At 38.3% G+C, this 17363-nt stretch carries 21 protein-coding genes; 6 read left to right on the forward strand and 15 right to left on the reverse strand.

Going from position 1 to position 17363, the window contains the following annotated elements; genetic code table 11:
• Nucleotides 1-427: 427 nt before the first annotated feature.
• On the reverse strand, nucleotides 428-1927 hold the full coding sequence (locus tag MKX47_RS20720; RefSeq protein ID WP_340778246.1) for an ArdC family protein: 1500 nt from the start codon (nucleotides 1925-1927) through the stop codon (nucleotides 428-430).
• Complete coding sequence (locus MKX47_RS20725; RefSeq protein ID WP_340778248.1) at nucleotides 1927-2106, reverse strand: hypothetical protein; 180 nt, start codon at nucleotides 2104-2106, stop codon at nucleotides 1927-1929. Before MKX47_RS20725 ends, MKX47_RS20720 begins: the two co-directional genes overlap by 1 nt.
• A gap of 149 nt (nucleotides 2107-2255) precedes the next feature.
• On the opposite strand from MKX47_RS20725, the gene MKX47_RS20730 reads away from it, so the two are divergent.
• Nucleotides 2256-2810, forward strand: a complete 555-nt coding sequence (locus tag MKX47_RS20730; RefSeq protein WP_340778250.1) for a hypothetical protein — start codon at nucleotides 2256-2258, stop codon at nucleotides 2808-2810.
• Nucleotides 2811-2891: 81 nt separating this feature from the next.
• On the opposite strand, the gene MKX47_RS20735 is transcribed toward MKX47_RS20730, so the two are convergent.
• The 3 genes from MKX47_RS20735 to MKX47_RS20745 are packed head-to-tail and all read right to left on the reverse strand — an operon-like array spanning nucleotide 2892 to nucleotide 5670.
• On the reverse strand, nucleotides 2892-3245 hold the full coding sequence (locus MKX47_RS20735) for a hypothetical protein (protein ID WP_340778252.1): 354 nt from the start codon (nucleotides 3243-3245) through the stop codon (nucleotides 2892-2894).
• Between the two features lie 16 nt (nucleotides 3246-3261).
• Nucleotides 3262-4098, reverse strand: coding sequence for a conjugal transfer protein TrbL family protein (locus MKX47_RS20740; RefSeq protein ID WP_340778255.1), 837 nt, complete (start codon nucleotides 4096-4098; stop codon nucleotides 3262-3264).
• A 36-nt stretch (nucleotides 4099-4134) separates the two neighbouring features.
• Complete coding sequence (locus MKX47_RS20745; RefSeq protein WP_340778257.1) at nucleotides 4135-5670, reverse strand: VirD4-like conjugal transfer protein, CD1115 family; 1536 nt, start codon at nucleotides 5668-5670, stop codon at nucleotides 4135-4137.
• Nucleotides 5671-5751: 81 nt separating this feature from the next.
• Between MKX47_RS20745 and MKX47_RS20750 the strand changes: the two genes are divergently transcribed.
• A complete protein-coding gene (locus MKX47_RS20750) occupies nucleotides 5752-5934 on the forward strand; it encodes a hypothetical protein (RefSeq protein ID WP_340778259.1) in 183 nt (60 codons plus the stop codon).
• 1 nt (nucleotide 5935) lies between these two features.
• On the opposite strand, the gene MKX47_RS20755 is transcribed toward MKX47_RS20750, so the two are convergent.
• The 9 genes from MKX47_RS20755 to MKX47_RS20795 all read right to left on the reverse strand — a co-directional run bounded on the left by MKX47_RS20755 (nucleotide 5936) and on the right by MKX47_RS20795 (nucleotide 13416).
• Nucleotides 5936-6355, reverse strand: a complete 420-nt coding sequence (locus MKX47_RS20755) for a hypothetical protein (RefSeq protein ID WP_340778261.1) — start codon at nucleotides 6353-6355, stop codon at nucleotides 5936-5938.
• Complete coding sequence (locus MKX47_RS20760) at nucleotides 6352-6906, reverse strand: hypothetical protein (RefSeq protein WP_340778264.1); 555 nt, start codon at nucleotides 6904-6906, stop codon at nucleotides 6352-6354. Before MKX47_RS20760 ends, MKX47_RS20755 begins: the two co-directional genes overlap by 4 nt.
• Nucleotides 6903-7934, reverse strand: coding sequence for a bifunctional lytic transglycosylase/C40 family peptidase (locus MKX47_RS20765; RefSeq protein ID WP_340778267.1), 1032 nt, complete (start codon nucleotides 7932-7934; stop codon nucleotides 6903-6905). Before MKX47_RS20765 ends, MKX47_RS20760 begins: the two co-directional genes overlap by 4 nt.
• Nucleotides 7935-7938: 4 nt before the next feature.
• Nucleotides 7939-9297: a type VII secretion protein EssB/YukC gene (locus tag MKX47_RS20770; RefSeq protein ID WP_340778270.1), complete on the reverse strand. Its 1359-nt coding sequence runs from the start codon at nucleotides 9295-9297 to the stop codon at nucleotides 7939-7941.
• A gap of 141 nt (nucleotides 9298-9438) precedes the next feature.
• A complete protein-coding gene (locus tag MKX47_RS20775) occupies nucleotides 9439-11376 on the reverse strand; it encodes a VirB4 family type IV secretion system protein (RefSeq protein WP_340778272.1) in 1938 nt (645 codons plus the stop codon).
• 11 nt (nucleotides 11377-11387) lie between these two features.
• The gene (gene trsD, locus MKX47_RS20780; protein WP_340778274.1) at nucleotides 11388-12053 is read right to left on the reverse strand and encodes a TrsD/TraD family conjugative transfer protein; all 666 of its coding nucleotides are present in this window, start codon (nucleotides 12051-12053) and stop codon (nucleotides 11388-11390) included.
• A gap of 13 nt (nucleotides 12054-12066) precedes the next feature.
• Complete coding sequence (locus tag MKX47_RS20785) at nucleotides 12067-12411, reverse strand: conjugal transfer protein (RefSeq protein WP_340778276.1); 345 nt, start codon at nucleotides 12409-12411, stop codon at nucleotides 12067-12069.
• A gap of 70 nt (nucleotides 12412-12481) precedes the next feature.
• Entirely contained in the window at nucleotides 12482-12820 is a 339-nt protein-coding gene (locus MKX47_RS20790; RefSeq protein WP_340778278.1) for a CagC family type IV secretion system protein, read from the reverse strand.
• 32 nt (nucleotides 12821-12852) lie between these two features.
• Nucleotides 12853-13416, reverse strand: coding sequence for a hypothetical protein (locus tag MKX47_RS20795; RefSeq protein WP_340778280.1), 564 nt, complete (start codon nucleotides 13414-13416; stop codon nucleotides 12853-12855).
• A 534-nt stretch (nucleotides 13417-13950) separates the two neighbouring features.
• Here MKX47_RS20795 and MKX47_RS20800 point away from each other — a divergent pair.
• A complete protein-coding gene (locus tag MKX47_RS20800) occupies nucleotides 13951-14871 on the forward strand; it encodes a DNA primase (protein ID WP_340778282.1) in 921 nt (306 codons plus the stop codon).
• Between the two features lie 82 nt (nucleotides 14872-14953).
• Here MKX47_RS20800 and MKX47_RS20805 read toward each other — a convergent pair whose 3' ends face one another.
• Nucleotides 14954-15220 carry a hypothetical protein gene (locus tag MKX47_RS20805; RefSeq protein ID WP_340778284.1) on the reverse strand — a complete coding sequence of 89 codons (267 nt, stop codon included), beginning with the start codon at nucleotides 15218-15220 and terminating at the stop codon, nucleotides 14954-14956.
• A gap of 248 nt (nucleotides 15221-15468) precedes the next feature.
• On the opposite strand from MKX47_RS20805, the gene MKX47_RS20810 reads away from it, so the two are divergent.
• From MKX47_RS20810 to MKX47_RS20820, 3 genes are all read left to right on the forward strand, one after another.
• The gene (locus MKX47_RS20810) at nucleotides 15469-16368 is read left to right on the forward strand and encodes a hypothetical protein (RefSeq protein WP_340778287.1); all 900 of its coding nucleotides are present in this window, start codon (nucleotides 15469-15471) and stop codon (nucleotides 16366-16368) included.
• A 19-nt stretch (nucleotides 16369-16387) separates the two neighbouring features.
• Entirely contained in the window at nucleotides 16388-16654 is a 267-nt protein-coding gene (locus MKX47_RS20815; RefSeq protein WP_340778290.1) for an AbrB/MazE/SpoVT family DNA-binding domain-containing protein, read from the forward strand.
• 261 nt (nucleotides 16655-16915) lie between these two features.
• A complete protein-coding gene (locus MKX47_RS20820; RefSeq protein ID WP_340778292.1) occupies nucleotides 16916-17209 on the forward strand; it encodes a hypothetical protein in 294 nt (97 codons plus the stop codon).
• The last annotated feature ends 154 nt before the right edge of the window (nucleotides 17210-17363 follow it).

Genomic DNA, 17363 nt, shown 5'->3' on the forward strand with positions numbered 1-17363 from the left:
TTCTAAAATAAATTGAGTGATAACTTTTGTTGTACGATCGTTTCTATTGACCTTTAACATTTCTTCAAATAGTATTTTGTTAACTATCTCGCTACAAAAAGCTGATTTTCCTCCCCCCTGTCTTCCCTATCACCATAAAAGAAGGTAACCTACTTTTATTTTTTAGCACCTTTTTAGCTTTTTTCACGTAAAACCCTCCAATTATTTTATATTTTAGGGGCAAGAAAAAACCCCACTGAAAAGAAAAACAGTGAGGTTAGAAATACATTTCTAAATTTTTTAATTAACATTGTCACTTTTCAAGTTGTATTAAACAGTGCAACATCTTCGGTTATAACTCAATGCTTTCTTCATCGTGCATTTCTCAAAATAACCTCACCAAATATCCTTTTATTAGAAATTAATGTAAATCTTTTGTTCTTATTTGTCAAATTAAATCTATTTTATACTTTAACTTTTCCATTCTCATATATTCTGAATTAGAATCTATCTCTCCTCCTATTTCTTGGATTATTCCTATCTTTTTATGTTCCCCCTCCAACACCGGCTTAAAATGCTGCAACTCATCTTTCCCATAAATATAAGCTTTCACCGTCTGATTTTCAGATGCAGCTGCATGGAGAAACGATGCTTTTGCCTCCTTCACTTCGCTAAATCCAATAATCGATGCGTCCGTTTTTTTATGATACAGCTCTATAACTGGCTTAGGCACGTGTACTTCACGCAAAGCGAATTGCTCAGAAAAACTCTCATACATCATCGCTGCTGTTGGCTGTCGGTCAATGACATTCATCAGTAAAATGACCTTATCTTTTAGCATGCCCTCATTAATGACTTCCCCTCGTTCGTCCATTAAATACTTCGTTTGACGGTCGTACTTAGCGATTTCAAAGCCATTATAACGTGCATCAAAAACTTCAATCGCAATTTTTGGCGATTTTACATAAGAAAGGGCTGGTAAATGTTTGATCAATTGTTCAAATGAAACCGCCTTGCTCTCTAGTTTTGGTTCCTGAACGATTTGTTCTAGTTGCTCATATAGTTGTGGGTGCAACACAATATCTAATGTAGCTAACGTTTTTTCAAGAGTCGCCTGAATCTCAAATAATGCCTTTCGCATTAATTCTGTATCTTTTGCCCACGTTGCAATATAACCTAGTGAAAAATGGCTTGTATCAAATCCTAAATACGCCATAGTCGCGCAAGCAACAGCTTCTGCTTGCGCTTCTTTATGTGCACGTGTAGCTTCACGATATTCGCCACTACGACCATGCAACTGAGCATGCGCAAATTCATGAATAAGCGTACTTAATTTAGCAACAGGATTTTCTTCACTCGAATTAATAATAATTTCATTAGTTGATGGCACAAAATAACCACGTCCACTTTCTTTAATGGAATACGCCTTTTCTGAAATCTGAAATTGCTTAAACTGATTCAAATAGCTTTTGATATTCATATATAAGCTTTCGGCATCTTCATCCGTTTGAAAACGCTCGTTGACGAAATCCCTCGTCACCTTCAATGGCTCTCCTGCTGTTTGTGCAATATCAAACACCGTTACCCATTTATACCGAACTAAGATATTCTCCATCTTCAGCTCACCATTTTCATAAATCGGTTGCTTTGTTTTGGAATCGAGTACTGGCTGCTGCTCAAAAATAGGGGCACGAATTTGAATACCCTTCTTCCCTTTTTGCACATAACGCTCATGCTTTTTCCATGCTTGAAAGCCAGCGACATAAGTAGCTTTTGGATTTTGCATAAAAATGAGAATTTGGTTATCTACCGAATACTGGCGCATACTTGCCATGAACGTTAAATACCGCTTAAATTCAGCTTGGTTCGCAAATTGCGTCAGCTGTTCTTCGAGCTTTGTCGTAAGCTCTTTTGTTCGTTCCTCATATTGTTCGGGTCGTAAGGGCATCACACCTCACCTCGCTTTTGATATAAAGGCACATAACGCTGTTCGTTTTCAAATGGTACTTCTAAATACGCAACAATGTCGTATGAAAGCAAATCCGGTACTTCTACAATCGTCAGTAAATCACGCTTATCACGGTAAATCGGCTTATCGCTAAATTCAACTTCTTCACGTCGATACATTTCTCTAACCTCCTTCTTTATTTCAAAAGTAGAAATTTCTACTTTTGAAAGGTATATATATTTCTTCCTTTGTTATTTATACTAATGTGTTATTGATTCACTTTCAAAACTCTATTCTATTTGTTAAATTAAAATTAAGGAGGTGCTTTATGCGCTTAGATAAACATATTAAAGACTTTTTTCACCTAGTAAAAATACAGCAAATTGAAATTTACAATGAATTTTCTTTGCAACACGAATTAGGTGTGTATTTACGTAATCATCTCGATTCTACTTTTAAAATTCAATTCGAAAGAAATATTCGTTTTTTTGGGATCCAAGAAAAATTAATAAAAAAAGAATTGGATATAGCAATCTATAATCCACAAACAAATGAAAAATATGCTGTCGAACTTAAATTCCCTAAAAACGGACAGTACCCTGAATCAATGTTTAGTTTTGCTAAAGACATTAAATTTATGGAGCAAATAAAAGAACATGGTTTTACTAATACATATGCTGTAACCTATGTCGAAGATAAATTATTTTATAAGGGTTCCAATACTAACGGTATCTATGCATATTTCCGTTTGAATCATTTACTTCATGGTGAAATTACTAAACCTACAGGAAAAAAGGATGAACACTTTTATATTAATGGTTCATATCAAATAAATTGGACAAGTTTAGATAAAGATGTTTGTTACTATATTGTTTCAATTTAACACTTAACAAAAGTAGAAATTTCCACTTTTGAAAGGTATATATTTCTACTTTTGTTGTTTATACTTTTATCAAGTGTATTTTTATTTACTAAGCTTAATCGTTGCTCCTTCTACTCGCTTACCATCCCCATCCAACTCATATAAAGTAATATTTTCTTTATCTTCTTGTTCAATCTCATACTGATAAGCAAGCTGTTTCTCACCGTCTTTAGTTGTATAAAGATTTAAAATCTCCTCTTCAACCGTCCATTCGAATGAATTATTGAACACGCCCATTTCAACTAACACAGTGTCATTGTCATTAAAGGTCACTGTGCCTCCACCACCTGAAGATTCGGTGCCGGTCCATTTTCCAAGTAAATCACTTTGACTATCTCCACACGCTGCTAATAAAAACGCTACTAATACAATAGGTAGTACTCGAATCCATTTCATAACCTCAATCTCCTATCTATTTTAAAAGTCGCATCATCGAAATACGGGTAGCTGACTTGCCAAGGGAAATCCCACCTTTAGCGCCTCCGCTTGAATACCACATAGAACGAAGTACACTAGGTCCACGGATAATTAACACGCCACAACCGATAATTAACATGAAGTCATACCAACTATTAAAATTAGCGAGTAACTGGACAATGGCTGCCATTAACAGCACTTGAGTAACGATACTAACAATTTGGCTTAAAAAATCACGCCACCATACTTCGCTAAAATCATAGTTTTCAGTCGCAATGGTAATCGCTGCAAAGACGCTAAAAATCTCTAAAATGATAAGGTCCACATGGTACACACAAATTTTGAACGTGAACACGATAAACACAACGACTAAAAATAATAGCAGTAACGTAATTGCCATCGTGCCCGATCCAAATACATCTACGACCATAGAAGATTCAATGGAATTCGTAATAATATCTGAGGAGCTGCCAGCAATTTCAACAAACATATACTCCATTAATGGGTACAGGATTTCTTTCACAACAAAGTACAAAATGACAGGTAATAAAAACACCATGATACTTGCCTTTAATGCACTGACGATAATTTCAGCAATATTACTTTCATTATTGGTCGCTTCATTTAGCATGGCGTTCAATATTCTAAACAGCACAATCGCCACAAGTAACACACCGCCAAAAACAGCAAAAATGCGATACACATCTAAAAACAAGCCACTGAGCGCTTCATGGTTAAAGAGTACCTCTGCTAAAAACTTAAAGACAGCTATCAGTAAATCATTTAACCATTCATCAATCATATTCATAACTTTCTCTTTTATATCAAACACCTGGCAGCCCTCCTTTTAACGAAGCTCTATGCACAGCTATTGTTTTTCTAAATCAATTTCTCCCTGTAATTCCTCCATTGCACTTTCAAATGTGACCTCCTGCTCCACGACTTCAAAGCCGAAAAATTCCTTTTCCAACTGTTCCTGCTCGGTTTGCTTGGCTACTGCCTTTTTCGCAATATCTTCCTCAAATGCTTGCTGGGCGAGCGTTAGTTTTTGTAGTTGCTCTGCTGAAGGCTTTGCATGATAACCAAACTGGCTGACCTCATATTTTTCCGTTACATCAGGAAACAATTGAAACTGAAAGGCTTTCTTTACTTGAATGGGTGGCTTATGCTGAAATAAAATGATGCCCATATCAGCCGGCATTTGCATAATTTCCCCTGCTGTCATTAAATCACGTGCAGCAAAGCTCTCATTTTCGCTCATGCTACTCGTCCGATTTTCCTTACCGTATTGCTTCGATTCAGATTCGGTATCTACTTTAACGGTCGTTTTATCAAGCAAGTCCTTAAAATAAGTAGCCGTTGTACGATTAGCAGCGTTCAAGCATAATTTAATCCCACAGTTCCCTAAAATGGACTCTGCCTTTTTATCGCCGTACCGATCCTGAAGCTGCGAAATCGTTTGAATAATTGTAGCAACACTAATGCCGTAACCACGACACGTTGCTAAAAATTCCTCGTAATTATCAAACTTCCCGAGATTGACAAACTCATCTAAAATAAAGTTCACATTCCGTGGTAATTTCGCATGGTGTAGCGCTGCTAGTTCGTACAGTTCATTAAATAACTGACTAAAGAATAAGTTCACTAAGCTCTGCCATGACTGGTCCATCAACGGAATAATCACATACAGCATCATTTTCTTCTGCCCGATATCCATCAAATGAAAATCGCTGAAGCTCGTAAATTCAGCGACTTCACTATCGATGTAATCCGAAATCGTTGTAAGGAGCGAAACAATAATACTGCCCTGCATTTCCTGCTTCGCCTTTTTATAACCTAGCTCGTAAGCTCGTCTTGCTGGATGTTTAAAATCAAGCTGTAAAAACTGCTTATCAAGTTCACTGTCCCCGTGACCATCCTCGGTATCAAACGTTTGCAAAAATTCTAATAACCCACGCATATTACGATGCTTCGGCTCTAGCTCATGAATCGCATATAAAATAAGGGCTTTTAGTAGTGCACGCTGCGAGTAGTACCACACATCTCGCTTACCATCCTTATTTGCACTATCCACCATCTTCGTCGCAACCGTGGTCGCCTGCGTTTCCTTGCGTACATAATCAAGGGGATTATGCCGATCGCTCGCCTGCATGTTCATAAAATTAATGACGTGTACCTCGTAGCCCTGTGCTTCTTTAATCGCTGCCGTTTTCTCGTACACCTCAGCCTTGGGATCTGTTATGACAATGCTATTTTCTGTTTCATATAACACATTCGTGATGACAAAAGACTGCGTTTTATAGCTCCCAGGTCCACCAACGACCATAATATTGCGGTTTGGCTTTGATTCATTTGGCTGGATTAATACCTTTTTATTGTAGATGCCTAAAATGATGCCGTTCATTTTATCAGCTCCTTTTCACTTATAAAACAAGAGCTTAATATGGTAAAATTTAGATGAATATATTTTAAGGAGCCAACGTGCTTGGGTGCCTTAGCAACTGTCTATTTATTTTCTTTAGGTATAACTGTAGTTTCTACATTAAAAATGAATCTGGTGGTGGTTAACATGAAAAATATCTTTGGCTTTACTACGCTAGCAACAATTTGTAACCAGTTAACATCCCTACTTGGCTCAGCCTTAGTAACAGTTGCTTTGGCTCCTTAAGCTATATTTTTTTATCGCGTTCCTTAAGTGACTGCAAAAACGTTTCACGCACTTCCTTCTCTGATTTTGCGATAAAGTTGCCATCTAATATTTCTTTTTCCTTTGCCCAACGTGCTGAGCCGTGATACGCATTTTTCTCATGAATGTCCCACCCGTCCTTTTTCGTTTTACGTCTGATTTGAAGAATAGCACTGTAAAACAAATTGAGCACAGTTAAAATGAGAAACAATGGATTTTTAGCTGCCATGTAGCCTTGAATTGTTTGCACGGGATGAAATAAGAGCTCCTTTAGACTCGTAAACATCGCATCTGTCGTAATCTCAAGCTTCAATTCACCAAGCAACAAAATAAAATCAATGAGCACGACTATGACAATCTCAAAGGCTAAAAAGCTGACGATAAACCAGATAAGTTTTTTCATACACCGTCTACCTCTGTCATATTGCCAATGACCTTAAATTCTCCAATGATAAACTGCTCCTGCTCTTTTAAAACTTGAACTTCATACAGCTGACTGCCATGATTGACAAGTGCCCCATCTAAAAAATAATTGGTCGTTGTATACACTAAAAACGTATGAGGTGCCTTTGGGTTTAAATAAATTTGTACATCTTCCACTTCATTTTTCATCTTAACGACAGGCGGTGAAAGAGATGAGGCACCCTTCAATTTATTCAGTACATCTAATACAACTAAATTTGACAGTTCTTGAAATCGAGTCACGTACGAATCATTGTCATAGTTCAAATAAACATGAAAAGCTTCCTCTACAAATGCCAATTCCTCACCCGTCACTTGTAAGCCTGTGACAGCAGAAAGTTCTTCATTTTCCAATGCTAATGCTGCTAATTCATCATTCTTTTGCCCCATCTTTTCTTTCAACGCCTGCTTATCATCTACAAGAACAAATAACGAACCAGCTAATATCAAAATGGTTAAACCTAAAATGCCAATGACAATCCCCTGCTTCATCCTTCCTCACCTCCTGAAAAATCCACAACACGCCCATAGCCATATAAATGTTCTTGCCAATACGGGTCGTTTATATTTGTAAAGCCAATTCCACTACCATTGGCATCAAACATTTTACCGTTCCCGACATACATTCCTAAGTGCGTCACAGGTCTGCCAGCATTGTACGTGCCAGTAAAAAAGATAAAGTCTCCTGGTTGCAATTCATCGGCTGTTATTTTTTGCGACACATTATATTGTTCCTGAGCTGTCCGTGGTAAATTAACGCCGATTTTACGAAATGCCCACATCATTAACCCCGAGCAATCAAAGGAAGTCGTTGGACTCATGCCTCCAAATGTGTACGGATACCCATCAAACTGAACCATCGTTTCATAAACAACTTGAAAATTAGCAGAAGCATTTGCTAAATCAATAACTTCCCCCTCACGCATCGTCCCTACATAACGCTTTACATGAGCGACATATTCGGGATCCCCGTAACTTTTCCAGCCGAGCTTTGTTGCTTGCTGACGAGAGAACGCCTGTGCCAACGTTTCTGAATGCTTACCACCGTTCACTGCAACAAAATCCATATAACCAGTACCATAGTTATAGCTTTGAATCGCTGTATCTAGATCTACTCCTAAATGTTCCATTTTCGTAATAACCTTTTCAAAGTGAGCGACACCAACCTCAATCGAGTACAATGGGTCAGTAATAGTATTCGGAGGCAAACCAATAGACTCACTCGATTGCATTACATCAAGTGACATATTTCCGCCACTTTCCTGCATCATAATGGCAAGTACCAATGCTGTATGCTCTTCTAACCCATATGTTAAAAGTGCATCGTGCACGATTTCTTCGTACTGCAAAACGGCTGGCGACAATTGTTTGCCGATCGTGTATTCTCCTGGAGGTGGCTTAGGCTGACCAGCAAATAAAATTAAAAGCAAGAAAAATAACAAAAGAAACGGTGCAAAAATAAACCAAATCAACTTCCGACCATTCTGTGAAAATAAAAGCTTCGCCATTAACAATTTCATCGACTCAGCCCTCCCTCAATTTTTTAATCTTCTCCTCCAATTCTTGAATTTTTGTTTGGTGCACCTTCACTTGATCTGCCTTGTTCGCTGAATTTTCAGACTGAAGGGCTGTTAGCTTCTTCTTAACTATCGCAAGTTCACTTTCAGCCTGCGTGAGTTCAATTGCACGCTTCAATTCAGCATCCTGCGTCTTATTGAGTACTTCTCGAGCACCTGCCATATCACCGTTTTTCACAAATGTTTGCCCCATACGCTTTAATGTCTGTTCATCCGAAATAAATGGTAAATCAGCTGACATTTGTGCCACATCATAGCTAACAATTGCCTTCTCCTGTGCTAACTTTTGCGTATAAATAGACTCATCAGCAGACATCGTTAAATCTAGTAAGCTTTTTTCCTTACCTTCGTTATATAAAGCCGCAATGACTGTTTCTAAAATCGCCGGCTCCGTATCTAATGCTAACTGCCATTCTTTTTTGTCCACTAGCTTTTCAGCAACTTCGGTGGATGAATTGCCTAGCTCAAAAAATAACGGAATAGCTTCTTCAAATTGTCCAGCCACAAACAATCCATCTGCCTCTTGAATAAGCTGTTCCTTCTCGTATTTAGCCGTTAACGACTGGATAGCTACTGCTTGCTGTTCATTGGCATCTTGTTTTACATAACCGACTCCAAATAAACCAAGTAGCGCTGTGAAGACGACACCTAAAATCATACGAGAGCGCCATCTTTTGCGTTCAGCTGTTTGCGTCTGTACGTTATGATACGCCACGAAATCATAAGCTTCGGTTAACAAAAGCTGCATATCTTCAATCGTTTGTGCTTGTAAAATTGACTGCACTAGATGATTAGCCCGCTTTGCTAAATGCTCTGGTTGCTCTAAACATTTTTCGTATGGTTGATTCGTTAAAATCGTTAAGACCAGTGCCTTATACCGTTGTAAATGTGTATGTTTTCCTTCCCGTGGCATATGCCGATTAGCTTGGTATCCGTAACGAATCGTTGACATCGGATGATAATCTACCGTTGCTGGGTGCAAACTGACGAAATTTTGAGTCTTCGTCACTATCTCATCAAGTAAAATCGCTTGAGCGATGGCAAGCTTCACAACGTAGTCTTCGTGCTTAATCGCTGCAACAGGCTTTAAGTGCTCTACAAAATAAAAGGTCATCACAACATGCCCTTCATTTTCCTCAATACTTCGAAATAACAGAAACGCATCTATCTGTGTCTCACGTAAAAACTGTTCGACTTCTTCTAACCGATTGTAACTAAATTCATTGCGGTGAATCGTAAATTGGGCTAGTTCACGTGTTATTTTAATACTGCCAAATGAAAAATTGTAAATCTTGGTCACACTCACGCTAGCACCCCCTAACGATTTAAAATAAATAGTTAACTCTAAAAGTCATTAGTATCAATAGATTAATCAGTTACCTGACGAAAGTAATAACATTTATACTTTCGTCAGGTAGAAAATTCTACTTAACAAAAGTGGAAATTTCTACTTTTCAAAACTCTCCATTTCTAGTGCCTCTTGTCGTTCAAGCTCGGTCATGCGAATGCGTTCTTCATAGTTCGGGGTAATGGCTGCACTGACCTCATACAACTCCTCGTAACGCGCTGGGTCTTTTAATCGTAGTTCTTCTTCCGTTAATTCTATTCGCATGAACGCTCGCTGTGTACCATGGATAATGAGTGCCTCCCCCTGCTTACGACGCTCTAATAGTTTCTTTTCCTTTTCACTAAAGGTCATACGTAGCTTTTCGGTAATATCATCAACGCCTTTGTTATCAAGACCAAAAAAGACTTTCGTATAACTGTTCCCAATGACAGCCTCACCAACATTTTGACCATTGGCCATCTTCCCATCGAGCACATCTTGAATTTGTTGCGTACCGGCAATGGCACCCGCATTGTATTTTCGGAATCGCTTATATGCCTGGTAAAAGAAACTCGCTGCATCTGGATTTTGTGTTAAGAAATGAAACTCATCGACAAACAGCTTCACATTTTCGCTTGTATTTTTCGTAATGTTATCCCACAAATAGCTAAACGTATTTAAGTACGCTGCTCCTTGTACATCAGCCTCATTTTGCAAGGGCTTTAAATCAAACGATAAAAGATCACTTTGTAAATTAATATTCGTATGCCCATTAAAAATCGTTTTACTACCATTCACATAGCTCTCCAAAATATAATGAAAATCCTCAATCCGTGCGTACCGGTCGGCGTCACTCACCTTTAAAGCAGCAATTGCTTCATATACGTCAGATAAAATCGGATACGCTGTACTAGGAATCTCTCGAAAGCTGTTGTACTGCAAAATTCCTGCATCACGGTACACTTGACGTAACACAGCATCTAAAATCGCCTTTTCCACCTGTGTAATGTCTTGCTTCAACACTTGAAAGAAACCAAGAAGACGCTGAATTTTATCTTTTAAAACCATATCCAAATCAACAGGTCCCTCGTCCATGACTTGCTCGGAAAACACTTCTAATGGGTTAATTTTCGTACTCGAATTACTACTTAAATGGACAACTGTCCCACCTAAATGCTCGACGATGTTCGTATATTCATTTTCAGGATCGATAATAAACACTTTCACGCCCCGAGCAAAATAACGTAAAATCTTCTGCACCATATAAGTGGTCTTACCGACACCACTCGTCCCAATGACAACCATATTTTGATTAAGCGTATTTTTACGGTCCAAATAGTCAATCGCAATTAAGCTAGCCGTATCTTTGTTCACGCCTTCTACGTCACTGCGTGGGTTAATGGTTAAAATTTCGGCATCATCAAATGGAAACATACTACTCGCTGCCTCCGTATTGGACTGCTTATATGTGTAATCTCCAAGCAAATTTTCTAAAATCGGCATCGCACTCCAAAACGTTTGATACATCGCCTTAATCGGTGTCATTGCCTTTAGTTGCAATTTCACGAGTGTATTATGAACAGAATCACTTAGAGCATTCAGTTCATCTAGTGACTTCGCCTGCAAATAAATATACGTGTACTGATAAATGTAGCTCGACTCATTTTCAAGAAACTTCATCAATTGATGCTCAGCTGCTTCAACTTGCTTTTCGAGCTGGCGTTTTTTTAGCGGATCAAATGTCTTCAATACCTCAGCCTGCTTATTTTTAATCGTCTTATTATAGTGCTCGACCATTTTCGTCGAATTGGAAGATTCTAAAAATTGTACAATCGTAATGTTGCCTTTCTTACGCTTCAGCTCTGATAGCCAGTTGCCATAACGACTTTTCGGGTAATCAATAATTGCTATGACACGAATAAAATTATCACCCGACTCAATATGGTCGGCACATTCCTCCCATGAAAACGGATAAATCATATCTAAGCTCGACCCGTCCAATACCTCACTAAGTGCTTGTTCCTTTTCCATGTGTGGCTGCTGTAGTCGTTTAAACATGCTCTCACCTCCTAGTGATTGGAGAAATTGAGTAAATGCTGTAACACCTTACGACACTCCTTTGCTGTTAATTGCCGAGCCTCTACATCATACGTACTTAGTGCATTTTCTAATTGCCGAATGAAGAGCAGCACCTTTTCTTCTAAATGAATCGCTGTTTGCTCCAGTGACGCTAAATGCTTTTTCGGTATTTTTTCATGCAGTACGACAATATGTGTCTTTGTCGTCATTTCCTGTGAGGAAGCAATGGCTGAAAATGTGTCCACATAGCTCGCAATGAGTGCCAGCTTTGCTTCATTTTCAGGTTCTTCCTCTAGTACGGTTAAATAACGATGCTGCCAAAACAAAATATACTCACTAAAATCAACAGGCATCGTAATATCAAGGTATTGCTGCACTTCCTCACTATTTTCACCGAGTGTCGACATTAAAAAGGCATTAAACTCATCAAAAACATCTTCTTGCTCGGTCGTTGTGAGTAAATCTAAATTTATACCCGTCACTTTCAGCAACACGACTAAATAGCCTCGTTTAGTCACAAGAAAATCATTGTACTGTGCTTCAATGAGTGACATGTCTTGTAGGCTCTGCTTGCCTTTATCGAGCTTTTTCGGTTTATCATCAAATACATAATCATCTATTGGCTTTTTCTTAGGACCGAACAATTTTTCCCACAAACTGATCACCGCCTTACTTTAAAAAGCGATCTTTTTTCTTCCGTATATAAAAGAGCTTTTGTCTACTCGTAAATTGATTACGTAGCTTTACATAATCCTGAAAGCGAATATTTGGTCGATGGCGAATCGGTCGAGAAGACAAGAAAGCTAAAAGTATAATGAGCACAATCAGTAAAAGCATAAATTTAAACAATATGAGCCACACATTATGCGGTGGCAAAGCAACAATAATAAGGCCGATGACAGTCGGTGGCACTAAATACAGCAGTAACTCCTTCAATGTAATTCCTAGAAAAATCCCGTAACCCGACTCTACATTTTCGGGGAAAACAAACTTTTTGCCTTTATGCTCTGCCATTTCCTACACCTCGCAAAAGTAGAAATTTCTACTTTTGTTAAGTAGTTTTTTCTACTTATTAAATATCTACTTACGTAAATAATGAATATACCCAGGGTAGTAACCAAATAATCGCTGCTGCTAAAGCAACGAGTGCACATACACGCCCGACACTTTTAAATACCTCGTTCTTCTCATGCGGATCATCTGCTGACGGCATGCGCTTAATAATAATAAATAAAGCTGCACAAATTCCGACTAAGACCACAAGCGCTGTTAAAATACCTTTAACGACATTGGCTGCATTTGTGAGCTTAGCTTGGACTTGTCCAGCTGAGGCAAAAACGATTTCGGGTGTTATGAAATAACAAACGACAATGGCCAAAGCTGCTACCAATACTAAGCTCGTTGCTTTCGTGTTATTTGTCATACGCAAACCTACTTTCACTATTCATTTCTCTATTATTCATCACGCTCCACCTCTAAAGATGGCTCTAGCGCACGCTCCTTTTCTACTTGTTTCATTGCCTCTAACTGTATTTTCGCTTGCTTCTCGGTTTCAAATGAAGGGGACAGTTGCTCTAGCTCCCCATGCTTTAATCGTCCAATAAAAATGGCACGCTGCTTTCGTTCATGATTTAGCGTTTCAAATAACTGAAGCTTTTCCTCATAGCGCCGAACAGCTCGCTCTAATTCAATGCCGTATACGCTCAGGAATCCTTCTAAAAAACTGGCTCCGGCAAAGGACACTTCATTCACAATACGCCCGCCTTTCACACGAATCGTCGTTACATCTACTTGCTCGACACGGTTAGCATCTACTACATTACCTTGTTGTAAAAAATGCTGCCGTAAAACAAACGGCTTCACCTCGACAGAAGAAGCCACTTCTTCCTCTGCAAGTTGCTTACGAATCTGTGAAAGTGGTTGCCCCTTCACTGGCTCACTCACCCCCACTTGCCTGTCATGTACAAATTCAGTCGCTCGCTTACTACTTAACCAACGTTCTGTAATCAGCGCTATCACCTACTTTCGTACCTTTAATAACCGTATTTTCCCGTTCTCCAAGGCCATAAGCGGATATGTAGTGTAATTTAAAGAAACTGACATTTTTGTTACAGTTGTAAAGGTATTGTCATTAAAACGCTTTATATTATATAAAAATGTAGAGCAAGTTTGTCACTATAAATAAATGAAATTGCGTGGAAGTATAGATATGAAGAAAGCCAATATAAAAAGAACCACGTCCAAACCTTTTCCTTATCTATAAATAAATTATTCCAATTAGTTAACCGGTTAACCATTGTAATATAAGCATTTTAAAGTTAACTCAAAAAAATCATAGTCTCCTCAGACGCATCCAAATTTGATTCGTCAACCAATAGTCCATCTCGATTCGTTTAAAAGCTCCTTTTCTGCGCCCTATTTCCCAAAAAACTAGCATAAACTCACCTAAAATAGAATAGAAAAAGATAGAGAAGAATAAATTTCCCGAGAAATAAAGTAGCATAGAAAAGAAAAATATCGGAAATTTTAGCGCAGAATAGGAGTGAATCGCGTATGGAACAAACGATTTCAATAGAGAAGCGTATACAGGAAGTGCTGATGAATGATCCACTATTTCAAGTAATCAAGGAAACCCCTACCGAGCAGCTCTTTTTATCAGAGCCTTATCTACAGGGATTGATTGAAAAGAAATACTACTCAACACCAGAAATCGCGAGCTGGTTTGATGTTACGGACGCCCAGCTTCGTTATTACATCAAGCCATTTGAAGAATACCTCTTTGATGGACAAGCATCGAATCCAACGACCGCAACCCTCATTCGATTGGACTTTCTGGCAATACTGAAACTACGCATGATTCTACTATTAAAAGAGGAATATCGGGTAAAAGGCTTGAAGCGACTATTACGCATCAACGAAGATGGCCATATCATTAAACAAGTACCAGCTGCCTCAACTGAAATCACTGCACCAAATGACGTTGAGCAGAAACTACAAGCAATGAGCCACGCCCTCGCACAAATCATGCAGACCGGCTTATTTCATATCGAGCAAGATGAACAAACCGAGGAAATGAAACTCACTTTAAACGAAGCGTTTCTTCATCAAAAAATAAAGGCTCTTCCTTCCGAATCTTCGCAAAAAATTGAAAAGCTTCAATCAAAAACGGAACAGCTAGCACAGCTAAATCAGGAATTAACCGAAAAGGTAGAGGGGATCCTCCAATCGAATAAAGAAGACATCGCCGTCAAAATTCGAGAAAAACATATCGAGCAAACCGTGTTAAAGCGCCTTGAAAGTGAAGCCCTTACACAATATGCGACCACAAAAGGACGGCAATTCTTCCGAAAACTTTTCTATTCTACGCAAATCGAAATCGAGAAAAAGCAATACATCGCAGCCTATATAGAAGAGCATTTCCCTGAACAATTAAAGCAGGCACTTCATAGGTACCATGAGCGGGTAGTGGAATGAATGACAAACGTTAAAACGCTTCCTTTACTTTAGGAAGCGTTTTTGTAAGGAAATAGATTGATTTTTAATTCACCCGGTCAATTTATTGATTATACTTTTGCTTTAATTCCTGAATCGATAAATCTGATTTTAGAGCTGCGAGAATGATAATGGCATTTTCTTTCGTTAGTGATTGATCAAATAAATCGTATTCCAGCACCACTCTACCCACACTTGAATCCACCAGATAATCCTCTATATACATGAGGCTTGTCGCAACCCATGTTTTTCGTTCCAATTCATCTCCCTTTTTCGCCTGGCATAGGTCCCCGTAGATTTTTTCACCATTTTCAATTAATTGTTTTAGCATCGAATAGCCCTCCCTTTAGTTTGTAGCCTCAGTATAAGAAAAGGAGCCTCTATACACAATTTGCAGAAATGGCGCTTTTGTTTACAAAAACCACCGTTTTTGCATCGTTTTAGTCCTTTTCCAATGAAAATGTTCACATTTTTTCAATTTTTGTAAACTTTAACGAAAAATAAATAGAAGTAGAAAGCGTTTTTCCCTAGACTAAGAATATACCAAATATTTGAATTTTCCGATTCCATAAGTTATAAATGGCTGATAAAACATTCGGAGTCAAAGTAAGCGAAGAAATGTACGAAAAAGCAAAGATGGTCATCGAATCTAGTGGTGTCAGCACCAAGGAATGGTTCGAAAAAGCGGTCGCACTCTACGAAATCAACGCGATCAAGCAAGGCGCCAGTGACTACACACAGGATTTAACCGAGCTTGAGCATCATACAACACGCATCTATGAGCTCATCGCCAACATGATCCAGCGTTCCGTTTACCTGAAGGACCACGCCGTAAAAGACATTAGCGATAAATTAGACCTCAAAGAAGCGATGATTAGCGACTTCCAACTACAATTTTTACAATTTAAAGAAGAAATCACTGCCAAAGATAAAGCGCTCCTCGCATTACAAGAACAAGAACATGAGCTAAAAGAGAAGCTAAAAGCAAACGAAACAACACTCGAAAACAATCAAGCGCTTATTGCCGAATACAAGGAAAAAAACGATACATTAAGCGGCTTAGTCGCAAAATATCAAGCTTTTGCCGAGGAAAACGAACAGTTAAAGGCTGCGTTTGCCAAAGAAAAGGAAGCCCTCTTAACATCTGCAGCTTCTGAAAAACAGAAATTAGAAGAAGCCCTAACGACTGCGTCAAATGAAGCCAAAACAAATGAAGCTAAAGCAGCCGAGCTTGAAAAGGCATTAACTGATGAAAAAACACAATCCGAACAAGCCACTGCGCTACTCCAGGAACGCCATGAACTTGCCTTAGAGCGTGCTACCGTGAAAGCTGAACGTGAATACCAGGAGAAATTGCAGACCCAGCTGGATAGCTACAATGTCCGTATTCAAGACTTACAAGCTGAAAACAATCGCATTCGTGGCACATATGAAACTCGCTTAGAAGAGCTTTTGAAAAATAATGAGAATAAGAAGTAAAAATTAGGAGGACTCGTATATGAAATCAACTGGCATCGTTCGAAAAGTCGATGAATTAGGACGTATTGTTATACCAAGAGAACTACGAAGAACACTTGAAATTAACGAGAAGGACCCTGTTGAAATCTTCGTTGATGGTGAGGAAATCATTTTACGAAAGTTTGTTTCCAATGCTGCGTGCATTGTGACTGGGGAAATTACGCCTGAAAACTTCACATTGTTTAATAACATCACCCTTTCGCCAAAGGGTGCCGAAATTTTGTTAGATAAATTAGAGAAAAAATAATTCAGTAGAAGAAATAGGTGCATCCGCGATTATGGATGCACCTATTTTTTTAAATACACTGCCCAATATGAGGTCCGTCAGAAAAATGCGTATTACAACGTTAAGCACAACACCATTTCAAATTTGGGGACTTTTTTATTCAACAAACAGTAAGTGAAAGAAAGTAAGCAGTCGACATTTCTACTATTAGAATAAAAATTCGAAACCTTTTCCCAATTTAATCGTATTGAAACTAAAATCATATAGTAGGAGCCTGATATAATGTCGAAAAAAAACAATGGGAGGATTATTTCTAAATTATCAAAAGCATTTAATGAATACTTTTATGCTTGGGGCGATAACGATCCTAAAAGAAATGTTTGGAGATATGGAAAATATGTATCGTTAAAACAATTGTATGGATATGACGATTATGTATATTACAGACCACGTAGACAAAAGGCAAAAGTGGTAATCATTATAGTTTGTTTAACGATTGGATATTGTCTATATAAATGTGGCTATTACCTCAAAGACAAATACGATAAAAGAAAGTCAGATAAAGAAAACCTCTAGTTTAAAATATGCTAGAGATTTTCCTTATACTTCTTTCTGAAAGGGGAAACGTCAGAAAAATGCGGATTTACAACATTAAATTAAAAAGACTTCCGCTTTGTGGACTTTTTTTATTCAACTCCCATGAAAGAACGTAAGAATCTTTTATTCTCTG

The sequence above is a fragment of the Solibacillus sp. FSL R7-0668 genome (genome assembly GCF_038006205.1).
Lineage (GTDB): Bacteria > Bacillota > Bacilli > Bacillales_A > Planococcaceae > Solibacillus.